Consider the following 10,700-nt stretch of genomic DNA (forward strand, 5'->3'; position numbering starts at 1 on the left):
GTGTTACCTTACTTCTTCTTAGCCTCTTTGGTACGCACGACTTCGTCGGCGTAACGGACACCCTTGCCTTTGTAGGGCTCAGGACGACGGTAGGCGCGCAAGTCAGCTGCAACCTGGCCGATCACCTGCTTATCAGCGCCTTTCAGCACGATCTCAGTCTGAGTCGGACATTCTGCAGTGATACCCGCGGGCAGCTGATGGTCAACCGGGTGAGAAAAACCCAGAGACAGGTTGATCACGTTGCCTTTAACGGCTGCACGATAACCTACACCAACCAGCTGCAGCTTCTTAGTGAAGCCTTCGGTAACACCGATAACCATTGCGTTCAGCAGCGCGCGAGTGGTACCCGCCTGCGCCCAACCGTCAACATAGCCTTCGCGCGGAGCGAAAGTCAGTACGTTGTCAGCTTGCTTCACTTCAACGGCATCATTGATAGTACGAGTCAGCTCGCCGTTTTTACCTTTAATCGAAATTACCTGACCGTTGAGTTTTACCTCTACGCCGGCAGGAATAACGACAGGTGCTTTAGCAACACGAGACATGTTTTCCTCCGATTACGCTACGTAGCAGATAATTTCGCCGCCAAGACCAGCCTGGCGTGCTGCACGATCAGTCATGACACCTTTAGAAGTAGAAACTACAGCGATGCCCAGACCAGCCATTACTTTTGGCAGCTCATCTTTTTTCTTATAGATGCGCAGGCCCGGACGGCTTACTCGCTGAATGCTTTCTACAACAGCTTTGCCCTGGAAATACTTAAGAGTCAGTTCCAGTTCAGGCTTGATGTCGCCTTCGATTTTAAAATCTTCAATATAACCTTCTTCCTTCAGCACGTTGGCAATTGCCACTTTCAGCTTGGAGGAAGGCATGGTGACCGCAACTTTGTTCGCGGCCTGACCGTTACGGATACGGGTCAGCATATCCGCGATCGGATCTTGCATGCTCATCAGTCTTTACTCCCGTGATTCAATTGGTGACAATTACCAGCTAGCCTTTTTCAGACCCGGAATTTCACCGCGCATGGCGGCTTCACGGACCTTAATACGGCTCAACCCGAACTTCCGCAGGAAACCGTGCGGACGACCTGTTTGACGGCAGCGGTTACGCTGACGTGACGGGCTGGAATCACGCGGCAGAGTCTGCAGCTTCAGAACAGCATTCCAACGATCTTCGTCAGAAGCGTTCACATCAGAAATGATCGCTTTCAGTTCAGCGCGTTTTGCGAAGAATTTGTCTGCTAATTTCGCACGCTTAACTTCGCGTGCTTTCATAGATTGCTTAGCCATGAAGTAACCCTACCTTACTTACGGAACGGGAAGTCAAAGGCAGCCAGCAGAGCACGGCCTTCATCATCAGATTTCGCAGTAGTGGTAATGGTGATATCCAAACCACGAACGCGATCGACTTTGTCGTAGTCGATTTCTGGGAAGATGATCTGCTCACGTACACCCATGCTGTAGTTACCACGACCGTCGAAAGACTTCGCGGACAGGCCACGGAAGTCACGGATACGCGGTACAGCAATGGTGATCAGACGCTCAAAGAACTCCCACATGCGTTCGCCACGCAGAGTTACTTTACAGCCGATCGGATAGCCCTGACGGATTTTGAAGCCTGCAACTGATTTGCGTGCTTTGGTGACCAGCGGTTTTTGACCGGAGATTGCTGCCAGGTCAGCTGCTGCGTTATCCAGCAGTTTCTTGTCAGCGATCGCTTCACCAACACCCATGTTCAGGGTGATCTTCTCGACCCGAGGGACTTGCATGACAGAATTGTAGCCAAACTCTTTCATGAGTTTCTGGACTACTTCGTCTTTGTAGTAATCATGCAGTTTCGCCATCGTACTACTCCAAATTACTTGATAGTTTCGCTGTTAGACTTAAAGAAACGGACTTTTTTGCCGTCTTCAAATCTAAAGCCTACACGGTCAGCCTTGCCGGTTGCCGCATTGAAGATTGCAACGTTAGAGACTTGAATAGCTGCTTCTTTCTCTACGATGCCGCCCGGTTGGTTCAGAGCCGGTACAGGCTTCTGATGTTTTTTAACCAGGTTGACGCCTTCAACGATGACCTTACCAGAAGACAGGACATTTTTTACTTTACCACGCTTACCTTTATCTTTGCCGGTAAGCACGATAACTTCGTCATTACGACGGATCTTCGCTGCCATTGCTCGCTCCTTAGAGTACTTCAGGTGCCAGAGAGATAATTTTCATGAACTTTTCAGTACGAAGCTCACGAGTTACCGGCCCAAAAATACGCGTTCCGATAGGTTGCTCGCTGTTATTGTTCAGAATAACGCACGCATTACCATCGAAGCGAATGACAGAACCGTCCGGGCGACGAACACCCTTCCTGGTGCGCACCACTACCGCCTTCAGCACATCGCCTTTCTTAACCTTACCACGCGGAATTGCTTCCTTGATGGTAACTTTAATGATGTCGCCGACGCCTGCGTAGCGACGGTGCGAGCCACCCAGAACCTTGATACACATTACGCGACGTGCACCGGAGTTGTCGGCGACGTTCAGCATAGTCTGTTCTTGGATCATTTTAGTGCTCCGCTAATGTCAACTACTACTTCGGGACCTAAACCTCAGGTCGTTAAAAAGCCCCATATTGAGGGCGCGGCATTATAACACCGGTTCTCAAAGATGGGTAGAAAAAATGAACGGCTCTTGCGAGCCGTTCATCGTTTTAAAGAGGGCAGATTCTATTACAGAACTGCTTTCTCTACAACGCGAACCAGCGTCCAGGATTTAGTCTTGGACAGCGGACGGCATTCGCGGATTTCCACCACGTCACCAATACCGCATTCGTTGTTCTCGTCATGGATGTGCAGCTTAGTCGTACGCTTAATGAATTTACCGTAAATCGGGTGTTTCACGAAGCGCTCGATAGCAACAACAGCAGATTTCTGCATTTTGTCACTAACAACACGACCTTGCAGAGTACGGTTATTATCGGCCATTACGCACCCGCCTTCTCAGTCAGTAAAGTCTTAACGCGTGCAACATCACGACGCACTTGCTTCAGCAGATGGGTCTGCTGCAGCTGGCCGGATGCTGCCTGCATGCGCAGGTTAAACTGTTCACGCAGCAGATTAAGCAGCTCAGTGTTCAGCTCTTCAACGCTTTTTTCACGCAGCTCAGTTGCTTTCATTACATCACCGTCTTAGTTACAAAGGTGGTTTTGATAGGCAGTTTTGCTGCTGCCAGCTTGAATGCTTCACGGGCCAGCTCTTCTGGTACGCCGTCCATTTCATACAGGACTTTACCAGGCTGGATCAGGGCAACCCAATACTCCACGTTACCCTTACCTTTACCCATACGCACTTCCAGCGGCTTCTCGGTGATCGGTTTGTCCGGGAATACACGGATCCAGATCTTACCTTGACGCTTAACTGCACGGGTCATAGCACGACGTGCTGCTTCGATCTGACGAGCAGTCAGACGACCACGGCCAACAGCTTTCAGACCGAAAGTACCGAAGCTGACATCCGTACCGGCAGCCAGACCGCGGTTACGGCCTTTATGCACTTTACGGAATTTCGTACGCTTTGGTTGTAACATCAGCGACTCTCCTTACTTACGGCCTTTACGCTGCTGCTTTTTCGGTTGAGCAGCCGGTTTTTCCGGTTGTTCAACAGCAGCCATACCACCCAGGATCTCACCTTTGAAGATCCATACCTTAACGCCGATGACACCATAAGTGGTGTGCGCTTCTGAGGTATTGTAATCAATGTCAGCACGCAGCGTATGCAACGGCACGCGACCTTCACGGTACCATTCGGTACGTGCGATCTCAGCACCGCCCAGACGGCCACTAACTTCAACTTTAATACCTTTCGCGCCCAGACGCATAGCGTTCTGCACAGCACGCTTCATCGCACGGCGGAACATCACACGACGCTCCAGCTGTGAAGTGATGCTGTCAGCCACCAGTTTGGCGTCCAGTTCCGGCTTACGGACTTCGGCGATATTGATCTGTGCAGGAACGCCCGCGATATTCGCGACGACCGTGCGCAGTTTTTCTACGTCTTCACCTTTTTTACCGATAACGATGCCCGGGCGAGCAGTGTGAATAGTCACACGGATGCTTTTAGCCGGACGCTCGATAACGATGCGTGATACAGACGCTTTAGCCAGTTCTTTAGTCAGGAACTGACGTACTTTAAAGTCGCTGTCCAGGTTGTCAGCGAATTCTTTGGTGTTCGCGAACCAGGTAGAGTTCCAGGGTTTTACAATACCCAGGCGAATACCATTAGGATGTACTTTCTGACCCATTGCTAGTCTCCAGAGTCTCAGCGATCGGACACAACCACAGTAATGTGGCTGGTGCGCTTCAGAATGCGATCTGCACGACCTTTAGCACGCGGCATAATGCGTTTCATGCTTGGGCCTTCGTCAACGAAAATTTTCGTGACTTTCAGATCATCGATATCAGCGCCATCGTTGTGTTCGGCGTTAGCAATGGCAGATTCCAGGACCTTCTTGACCAGTACAGCCGCTTTCTTGTTGGTGTAGGTCAGGATGTCCAGAGCCTGCGACACTTTCTTACCGCGAATCAGGTCAGCCACCAGGCGAACCTTCTGTGCAGAAGAACGAGCATGGCGATGTTTAGCGATAGTTTCCATCTCTTCCTCCTGTCTTATTTCTTCTTGGCTTTTTTATCAGCCGCGTGGCCGCGATAAGTACGAGTCGGCGCGAATTCACCCAGCTTGTGACCAACCATTTCGTCGGTTACAAAAACGGGAACGTGCTGACGACCATTATGGACAGCGATGGTCAAACCGATCATATTTGGAAAGATCGTTGAACGACGGGACCAAGTGCGCAGGGGCTTCTTGTCACCGCTTTCCACCGCTTTCTCTACCTTCTTCAGCAAGTGCAGGTCAATAAAAGGACCTTTCTTGAGAGAACGTGGCATGGCTTATCCTCTAATATTATTTGCTACGGCGACGTACGATAAACTTATCGGTACGCTTGTTGCTACGGGTCTTCTTACCTTTGGTCTGAACGCCCCACGGAGTTACCGGGTGCTTACCAAAGTTACGACCTTCACCACCACCGTGCGGGTGATCAACGGGGTTCATCGCGGTACCACGAACGGTCGGACGAACACCACGCCAGCGAGTTGCACCAGCTTTACCCAGAACGCGCAGCATATGCTCAGCGTTACCGACTTCGCCCAGCGTTGCGCGGCAGTCAGATTCGACTTTACGCATTTCGCCAGAACGCAGACGCAGGGTAACGTAGGAACCTTCACGCGCAACGATCTGCACGTAAGCACCAGCTGAGCGAGCAATCTGACCGCCTTTGCCTGGTTTCATTTCTACGTTATGCACGGTTGAACCCACCGGGATGTTACGCATCGGCAGTGTGTTACCTGCTTTGATCGCAGCATCAACGCCAGACTGAATCTGGTCGCCAGCTTTCAGGCCTTTCGGGGCCAGGATATAACGGCGCTCGCCATCCTTGTACAGAACCAGTGCGATATTCGCAGAGCGGTTCGGATCGTACTCAAGACGTTCAACAACTGCCGGGATACCATCTTTGTTGCGTTTGAAGTCAACCAGACGGTAAGCCTGTTTGTGACCACCACCAATATGACGGGTAGTGATACGACCGTTGTTGTTGCGGCCACCCGATTTGCTGTTTTTTTCCAGCAGCGGGGCAAAAGGTTTGCCCTTGTGCAGCTCAGGGTTTACCACTTTAACTACGTGGCGACGACCCGGAGATGTCGGTTTACATTTAACAACTGCCATTGTCTTTCTCCTCCGACTTACTCAGCGCCGCCAACGAAGTCCAGGTTCTGGCCTTCTTTCAGGGTGACGTAAGCTTTTTTCCAGTCGTTACGACGACCGATACGCTGTCCGTGACGTTTCACTTTGCCCTTAACGACCAGAGTGTTAACGTCTTTTACTTCTACTTCGAACAGTTTTTCAACAGCAGCAACGATCTCTGCTTTGGTCGCGTCTTTTGCAACTTTGAGAACGATGGTATTGGTTTTTTCCATCGCGGTAGACGCTTTTTCAGATACGTGCGGCGCGCGCAGCACTTTCAGCAGACGTTCTTCACGGATCATGCCAGCATCTCCTCAACTTGCTTAACTGCATCAGCAGTCATAACGACTTTGTCGAAGGCGATCAGGCTAACTGGGTCGATACCCGCTGCATCACGCACGTCAACCTTGTACAGGTTACGCGCAGCCAGGAACAGATTCTCATCCAGTTCACCGGTGATGATCAGCACATCTTCCAGCGCCATGTCTTTCAGTTTCTGTACCAGCAGCTTGGTTTTCGGCGCTTCAACAGAGAACTGCTCGACAATGATCAGACGATCTTGACGTACCAGCTCGGACAGAATGCTTTTCAGCGCGCCGCGGTACATCTTTTTGTTTACTTTTTGACTGTGGTCCTGCGGCTTCGCTGCGAAGGTCACGCCACCTGAACGCCAGATCGGGCTCTTAACAGAACCTGAACGCGCACGGCCGGTGCCTTTCTGACGCCACGGTTTTTTACCGGAACCGGTCACTTCTGCGCGCGTTTTCTGCGCACGAGTGCCCTGGCGGGCGCCTGCTGCGTAAGCAACAACAACCTGGTGAACCAGCGCTTCGTTAAAATCACGACCGAAGGTGGTTTCGGAAACAGTCAGCGCGCTCTGCGCGTCTTTCACTACTAATTCCATTACCTGGCTCCTCACGCTTTAACAGCTGGTTTAACGATCAGGTTGCTACCGGTCGCACCCGGGACAGCACCTTTAACCAGCAGCAGGTTGCGCTCAGCGTCAACACGTACTACGTCCAGGCTCTGAACGGTTACGCGCTCATTACCCAGCTGACCTGCCATTTTCTTGCCTTTGAACACTTTGCCCGGAGTCTGGTTCTGACCGATAGAACCCGGAACGCGGTGAGACAAGGAGTTACCGTGAGTTGCGTCCTGGGTACGGAAGTTCCAGCGCTTAACAGTACCGGCAAAGCCTTTACCTTTAGAGGTACCAGTAACATCAACTTTTTTAACGTCAGCGAAAATTTCAACACTGATGCTCTGGCCAACAGAATATTCTTCACCTTCAACGGTGCGGAATTCCCACAGACCACGGCCAGCTTCAACGCCAGCTTTAGCAAAATGACCTGCTTCAGGTTTGGTTACACGGTTCGCTTTTTTTGCACCGGTAGTAACCTGAATAGCCTGGTAACCATCGTTCTCCAGGCCTTTGACCTGAGTCACGCGGTTTGCTTCAACTTCGATTACGGTGACGGGGATAGAAACGCCATCTTCAGTGAAGATGCGGGTCATGCCCACTTTTTTACCGACTAAACCAATCATTGTTTCAACCTCTCAATCGCTCGATGACCTGATTAACCCAGGCTGATCTGCACGTCAACACCGGCAGCCAGATCCAGACGCATCAGAGCATCAACGGTTTTTTCAGTCGGCTCAACGATGTCTACCAGACGCTTATGAGTGCGGATTTCGTACTGATCACGCGCATCTTTGTTAACGTGCGGAGAGATCAGAACGGTAAAACGCTCTTTGCGGGTCGGCAGCGGGATCGGACCACGCACCTGCGCACCAGTGCGCTTAGCGGTCTCAACGATTTCCGCGGTTGATTGATCGATCAGACGATGATCAAACGCTTTAAGACGGATACGGATTCTTTGGTTCTGCATGAGACCAGAGCTCCAAACATTTTATAAACGAAAAAAATTACTCCTCACACCCATTACGATTGATGGGGGAGTGTAATCGTTCAGCATATAACTCCCCAATCGGGAGTATTGTCAGGCGACCCAACAGACTGTCACCTGCGATTCTGCTCGAATCGCGCCGGCCAATATCGGCAGGCCCGCGCATTATACGCAACTGCGCTCAGGAAGCAACCCGTGATGTGTTTTTAACCGCTATCTTTTCAAATGAACCGGAAGCGAAGCCGCACTTTTTTGTCGTTGCACATTAACGGGAAAGATTATTCGGAATCCCGCTTCCGGACAGGCGAAACGGCGACTGCAACGCGAACTGCTTTACAGCAGACTACAGGGATGTACCGCAACGGAATGCCATTATGCTATCTGCCCTTGTATCGCTGACCGCTCTTGCCATGGCTGGCGCTATTACCGGGAGCTTCCTGGCGCTGATCAGCCAGCGCTACTCCCCTCCCCTTTCCACTACGCAGTGGCTGCGATCGCTGTGTCACCCCGCATCACGCTGCAGCGGCTGTAGGCAGAGACTCGCCTGGCGCGACCTGATACCTGTAATCAGCTGGCTCGCCCTGGGTGGACGCTGCCGTTATTGTCACTGTGCCATTACTGCGCAGCCGCTCATCTTTGAACTTATCTGCGCGCTTATCTTTATCAGCAGCGGCACGCTGTTTTCATCGCGGGTTATGCAGCTGTGCGTCGCGCTTTGCGGCTGCCTGCTTTTATTGCTGGCAGATATCGACCGGCGTTATCAGCGCCTTCCGGATCCCCTGACCTCTCTCCTGCTCTGGTCAGGCCTGGGGAGTTCACTCTGTCAATCAGAACTCACCGCCTCAGCGGCCATTCTGGGGGCACTTTCCGGCTACCTTGCCTTCTGGTTGCTGGCGCTGCTGTACCGTTTGTTACGTAAGCGGGAAGGATTAGGGCGCGGTGATATGAAGCTGTTTGCGGCTCTGGGGGCATGGGGAGGCTGGCAGGCGCTGCCGCTGATCGCCACTATTGCGGCCTCGCTGGCTTTTGGCCTGTTGATGATTTTTTATCTGGCGGGCAAAACATGGGATAAAGAAGCCCCGCTACCGTTTGGTCCTTTCCTGGCAGCAGCAGGGTGGTATGTTGTGATTGCGCAATCACCGCTCAGTCAGAATCTTCTTCTCTGAGTTGCGCCTGGAGATAGTTTTGAATACCCAGTTTCTGGATCAGCTCAAGCTCTGTTTCAATCCAGTCAATATGGTGCTCCTCATCAGCCAGAATCTCAATCATCATGTCACGGCTGACGTAGTCATGGATTTTATCGGCGTAAGAGATCGCCTCGCGCAAATCTTTCGCCCCCTCCATCTCCAGCAACAGATCGGAGCGCAACATTTCTTCCACATCTTCACCGATGCGCAGCCGCCCCAGATCCTGCAAATTTGGGATCCCTTCGAGAAACAAAATGCGTTCAATGTACTTATCCGCATGCTTCATTTCGTCGATGGACTCATGATACTCAGTATCGTTGAGACGCATCAGGCCCCAGTTTTTGAACATCCGTGCATGAAGAAAATATTGGTTAATGGCAACCAGCTCATTTCCCAGCAATTTATTAAGGTGACTTATGATTTTAGGATCGCCCTTCATTTTGCTTCCTCCGCTTCCAGTTAATTAGAGCGTAGATGCGGATAAAAAGAAGTCAAAGTAATGAGGCACTCTTTATAAGGATTTCAGGCGATCTCTTTATACAGCGGGGCATTCTGCAGCTCTTCATCCATGATTTCGCGTGCCGCGCGGATGCATTTACCGCACTGTTTGCCGACCGGAACCAGCTGGCGCAGCTGCTGTATTGATTTCGGTTGATAGCGGCGTACCGCTTCCCGAATCGTCTTATCGCTTACTGCATTACACAAGCAGACGTACATTGTGGTACTCCAGGACACATTCTGATCCCAGTGTAAATGCGAATGGTTTTTATTTCAAACGTGCAAACTGTGTGGGTAAAGAGACAAGGAGGTTCTGGAAGGAATAAAAAAAGAGCACCGAAGTGCTCTTTTTTCATGCTGTGGCCAGCGAACTGGCCACTTCAGGTTAACGCAATTAAGCGATAACTTTAGCAACAACGCCCGCACCAACGGTACGGCCGCCTTCGCGGATTGCGAAACGCAGACCGTCGTCCATTGCGATCGGGTGGATCAGGGTAACAACCATTTTGATGTTGTCGCCCGGCATTACCATCTCAACGCCTTCCGGCAGTTCGATGGTTCCGGTCACGTCAGTGGTACGGAAGTAGAACTGCGGACGGTAGCCTTTGAAGAACGGAGTATGACGGCCGCCTTCGTCTTTGGACAGGATGTACACTTCAGATTCGAACTGGGTGTGCGGCTTGATGGTGCCCGGCTTAGCCAGTACCTGACCACGTTCGATCTCTTCGCGTTTGATACCACGCAGCAGAACGCCCACGTTCTCACCTGCCTGACCCTGGTCCAGCAGTTTACGGAACATTTCAACGCCGGTACAGGTTGATTTCGCGGTGTCTTTGATACCCACGATTTCAACTTCTTCACCTACCTTGATGATGCCGCGCTCAACACGACCGGTCACAACGGTACCACGACCAGAGATGGAGAATACGTCTTCGATCGGCAGCAGGAACGGCTTGTCAATTGCGCGCTCCGGATCCGGGATGTAGCTGTCCAGGTGACCGGCCAGCTCAACGATTTTCGCTTCCCACTCAGCGTCGCCTTCCAGCGCTTTCAGCGCAGAACCGCGAACGATCGGGGTGTCGTCGCCCGGGAAGTCGTACTGTGACAGCAGGTCACGTACTTCCATTTCCACCAGTTCCAGCAGCTCTTCGTCATCAACCATGTCACATTTGTTCAGGAACACGATGATGTAAGGAACGCCTACCTGACGACCCAGCAGGATGTGCTCACGGGTCTGCGGCATCGGGCCGTCAGTCGCAGCAACAACCAGGATAGCGCCGTCCATCTGTGCAGCACCGGTGATCATGTTTTTCACGTAGTCGGC

General features: G+C 51.7%; 21 protein-coding genes and 1 pseudogene (1 of these 22 cut by a window edge). 1 reads left to right on the forward strand and 21 read right to left on the reverse strand.

Annotated features, from left to right (window positions below; genetic code table 11):
• Positions 1 to 8: 8 nt before the first annotated feature.
• The 17 genes from rplF to rpsJ all read right to left on the reverse strand — a co-directional run bounded on the left by rplF (position 9) and on the right by rpsJ (position 7,673).
• Positions 9 to 542, reverse strand: a complete 534-nt coding sequence (rplF, locus tag E0E17_RS05335; protein WP_130832202.1) for a 50S ribosomal protein L6 — start codon at positions 540 to 542, stop codon at positions 9 to 11.
• 12 nt (positions 543 to 554) lie between these two features.
• A complete protein-coding gene (rpsH, locus tag E0E17_RS05340) occupies positions 555 to 947 on the reverse strand; it encodes a 30S ribosomal protein S8 (protein WP_017374146.1) in 393 nt (130 codons plus the stop codon).
• A 33-nt stretch (positions 948 to 980) separates the two neighbouring features.
• Positions 981 to 1,286, reverse strand: a complete 306-nt coding sequence (gene rpsN / locus E0E17_RS05345; protein ID WP_130832203.1) for a 30S ribosomal protein S14 — start codon at positions 1,284 to 1,286, stop codon at positions 981 to 983.
• 14 nt (positions 1,287 to 1,300) lie between these two features.
• On the reverse strand, positions 1,301 to 1,840 hold the full coding sequence (gene rplE, locus E0E17_RS05350; RefSeq protein ID WP_130832205.1) for a 50S ribosomal protein L5: 540 nt from the start codon (positions 1,838 to 1,840) through the stop codon (positions 1,301 to 1,303).
• A 14-nt stretch (positions 1,841 to 1,854) separates the two neighbouring features.
• Positions 1,855 to 2,169 carry a 50S ribosomal protein L24 gene (gene rplX, locus E0E17_RS05355; RefSeq protein WP_130832207.1) on the reverse strand — a complete coding sequence of 105 codons (315 nt, stop codon included), beginning with the start codon at positions 2,167 to 2,169 and terminating at the stop codon, positions 1,855 to 1,857.
• A 10-nt stretch (positions 2,170 to 2,179) separates the two neighbouring features.
• Positions 2,180 to 2,551 carry a 50S ribosomal protein L14 gene (gene rplN, locus E0E17_RS05360; RefSeq protein ID WP_006120590.1) on the reverse strand — a complete coding sequence of 124 codons (372 nt, stop codon included), beginning with the start codon at positions 2,549 to 2,551 and terminating at the stop codon, positions 2,180 to 2,182.
• Positions 2,552 to 2,715: 164 nt separating this feature from the next.
• Entirely contained in the window at positions 2,716 to 2,970 is a 255-nt protein-coding gene (gene rpsQ, locus E0E17_RS05365) for a 30S ribosomal protein S17 (protein WP_130832209.1), read from the reverse strand.
• A complete protein-coding gene (gene rpmC / locus E0E17_RS05370; protein WP_025902044.1) occupies positions 2,970 to 3,161 on the reverse strand; it encodes a 50S ribosomal protein L29 in 192 nt (63 codons plus the stop codon). The genes rpsQ and rpmC overlap by 1 nt, the downstream gene beginning before the upstream one ends.
• Positions 3,161 to 3,571 carry a 50S ribosomal protein L16 gene (rplP, locus tag E0E17_RS05375; RefSeq protein ID WP_008927134.1) on the reverse strand — a complete coding sequence of 137 codons (411 nt, stop codon included), beginning with the start codon at positions 3,569 to 3,571 and terminating at the stop codon, positions 3,161 to 3,163. The genes rpmC and rplP overlap by 1 nt, the downstream gene beginning before the upstream one ends.
• 12 nt (positions 3,572 to 3,583) lie before the next feature.
• Entirely contained in the window at positions 3,584 to 4,285 is a 702-nt protein-coding gene (gene rpsC, locus E0E17_RS05380) for a 30S ribosomal protein S3 (protein ID WP_038629758.1), read from the reverse strand.
• A 17-nt stretch (positions 4,286 to 4,302) separates the two neighbouring features.
• On the reverse strand, positions 4,303 to 4,635 hold the full coding sequence (gene rplV, locus E0E17_RS05385; protein ID WP_000447529.1) for a 50S ribosomal protein L22: 333 nt from the start codon (positions 4,633 to 4,635) through the stop codon (positions 4,303 to 4,305).
• A gap of 14 nt (positions 4,636 to 4,649) precedes the next feature.
• Positions 4,650 to 4,928, reverse strand: a complete 279-nt coding sequence (gene rpsS / locus E0E17_RS05390; RefSeq protein ID WP_001138117.1) for a 30S ribosomal protein S19 — start codon at positions 4,926 to 4,928, stop codon at positions 4,650 to 4,652.
• A gap of 16 nt (positions 4,929 to 4,944) precedes the next feature.
• On the reverse strand, positions 4,945 to 5,766 hold the full coding sequence (rplB, locus tag E0E17_RS05395) for a 50S ribosomal protein L2 (protein WP_130832211.1): 822 nt from the start codon (positions 5,764 to 5,766) through the stop codon (positions 4,945 to 4,947).
• 17 nt (positions 5,767 to 5,783) lie between these two features.
• A complete protein-coding gene (gene rplW / locus E0E17_RS05400) occupies positions 5,784 to 6,086 on the reverse strand; it encodes a 50S ribosomal protein L23 (protein WP_065648466.1) in 303 nt (100 codons plus the stop codon).
• Complete coding sequence (gene rplD, locus E0E17_RS05405) at positions 6,083 to 6,688, reverse strand: 50S ribosomal protein L4 (RefSeq protein ID WP_130832213.1); 606 nt, start codon at positions 6,686 to 6,688, stop codon at positions 6,083 to 6,085. The genes rplW and rplD overlap by 4 nt, the downstream gene beginning before the upstream one ends.
• An 11-nt stretch (positions 6,689 to 6,699) precedes the next feature.
• Positions 6,700 to 7,329, reverse strand: coding sequence for a 50S ribosomal protein L3 (gene rplC, locus E0E17_RS05410; protein WP_130832215.1), 630 nt, complete (start codon positions 7,327 to 7,329; stop codon positions 6,700 to 6,702).
• Between the two features lie 32 nt (positions 7,330 to 7,361).
• On the reverse strand, positions 7,362 to 7,673 hold the full coding sequence (gene rpsJ / locus E0E17_RS05415; protein ID WP_001181005.1) for a 30S ribosomal protein S10: 312 nt from the start codon (positions 7,671 to 7,673) through the stop codon (positions 7,362 to 7,364).
• 392 nt (positions 7,674 to 8,065) lie between these two features.
• On the opposite strand from rpsJ, the gene E0E17_RS05420 reads away from it, so the two are divergent.
• Positions 8,066 to 8,857, forward strand: a complete 792-nt coding sequence (locus tag E0E17_RS05420; protein ID WP_130832217.1) for a prepilin peptidase — start codon at positions 8,066 to 8,068, stop codon at positions 8,855 to 8,857.
• On the opposite strand, the gene bfr is transcribed toward E0E17_RS05420, so the two are convergent.
• Positions 8,835 to 9,317, reverse strand: a complete 483-nt coding sequence (gene bfr / locus E0E17_RS05425) for a bacterioferritin (protein ID WP_130832221.1) — start codon at positions 9,315 to 9,317, stop codon at positions 8,835 to 8,837. The two genes, E0E17_RS05420 and bfr, sit on opposite strands and share 23 nt — an antisense overlap.
• An 83-nt stretch (positions 9,318 to 9,400) precedes the next feature.
• The gene (gene bfd, locus E0E17_RS05430; protein ID WP_130832223.1) at positions 9,401 to 9,595 is read right to left on the reverse strand and encodes a bacterioferritin-associated ferredoxin; all 195 of its coding nucleotides are present in this window, start codon (positions 9,593 to 9,595) and stop codon (positions 9,401 to 9,403) included.
• 175 nt (positions 9,596 to 9,770) lie between these two features.
• Positions 9,771 to 10,700: pseudogene (gene tuf, locus E0E17_RS05435) on the reverse strand (elongation factor Tu); the annotation flags it as partial.
• A protein-coding gene (locus E0E17_RS05440; protein WP_130832225.1) for a GTP-binding protein crosses the window boundary here: on the reverse strand, positions 10,688 to 10,700 show its final stretch. It continues 392 nt past the right edge of the window; only the last 13 of its 405 coding nucleotides appear in the window; its start codon lies off the right edge, out of view — the gene reads right to left on this strand; it ends in the stop codon at positions 10,688 to 10,690. The gene E0E17_RS05440 and the pseudogene tuf, both read right to left, overlap by 13 nt.

Source organism: [Erwinia] mediterraneensis, assembly GCF_900604315.1.
GTDB lineage: Bacteria > Pseudomonadota > Gammaproteobacteria > Enterobacterales > Enterobacteriaceae > Pantoea > Pantoea mediterraneensis_A.

Coding starts and splice junctions, on each gene's coding strand:
- rpsN (WP_130832203.1), bottom strand. CDS start 1,286: ATGGCTAAGCAATCTATGAAAGCACGCGAAGTTAAGCGTGCGAAATTA.
- rplB (WP_130832211.1), bottom strand. CDS start 5,766: ATGGCAGTTGTTAAATGTAAACCGACATCTCCGGGTCGTCGCCACGTA.
- rpsJ (WP_001181005.1), bottom strand. CDS start 7,673: ATGCAGAACCAAAGAATCCGTATCCGTCTTAAAGCGTTTGATCATCGT.
- rpsC (WP_038629758.1), bottom strand. CDS start 4,285: ATGGGTCAGAAAGTACATCCTAATGGTATTCGCCTGGGTATTGTAAAA.
- rpmC (WP_025902044.1), bottom strand. CDS start 3,161: ATGAAAGCAACTGAGCTGCGTGAAAAAAGCGTTGAAGAGCTGAACACT.
- rplN (WP_006120590.1), bottom strand. CDS start 2,551: ATGATCCAAGAACAGACTATGCTGAACGTCGCCGACAACTCCGGTGCA.
- rpsS (WP_001138117.1), bottom strand. CDS start 4,928: ATGCCACGTTCTCTCAAGAAAGGTCCTTTTATTGACCTGCACTTGCTG.
- rplV (WP_000447529.1), bottom strand. CDS start 4,635: ATGGAAACTATCGCTAAACATCGCCATGCTCGTTCTTCTGCACAGAAG.
- bfr (WP_130832221.1), bottom strand. CDS start 9,317: ATGAAGGGCGATCCTAAAATCATAAGTCACCTTAATAAATTGCTGGGA.
- bfd (WP_130832223.1), bottom strand. CDS start 9,595: ATGTACGTCTGCTTGTGTAATGCAGTAAGCGATAAGACGATTCGGGAA.
- rpsQ (WP_130832209.1), bottom strand. CDS start 2,970: ATGGCCGATAATAACCGTACTCTGCAAGGTCGTGTTGTTAGTGACAAA.
- rplW (WP_065648466.1), bottom strand. CDS start 6,086: ATGATCCGTGAAGAACGTCTGCTGAAAGTGCTGCGCGCGCCGCACGTA.
- rplF (WP_130832202.1), bottom strand. CDS start 542: ATGTCTCGTGTTGCTAAAGCACCTGTCGTTATTCCTGCCGGCGTAGAG.
- rplD (WP_130832213.1), bottom strand. CDS start 6,688: ATGGAATTAGTAGTGAAAGACGCGCAGAGCGCGCTGACTGTTTCCGAA.
- rplX (WP_130832207.1), bottom strand. CDS start 2,169: ATGGCAGCGAAGATCCGTCGTAATGACGAAGTTATCGTGCTTACCGGC.
- rplE (WP_130832205.1), bottom strand. CDS start 1,840: ATGGCGAAACTGCATGATTACTACAAAGACGAAGTAGTCCAGAAACTC.
- rplC (WP_130832215.1), bottom strand. CDS start 7,329: ATGATTGGTTTAGTCGGTAAAAAAGTGGGCATGACCCGCATCTTCACT.
- E0E17_RS05420 (WP_130832217.1), top strand. CDS start 8,066: ATGCTATCTGCCCTTGTATCGCTGACCGCTCTTGCCATGGCTGGCGCT.
- rpsH (WP_017374146.1), bottom strand. CDS start 947: ATGAGCATGCAAGATCCGATCGCGGATATGCTGACCCGTATCCGTAAC.
- rplP (WP_008927134.1), bottom strand. CDS start 3,571: ATGTTACAACCAAAGCGTACGAAATTCCGTAAAGTGCATAAAGGCCGT.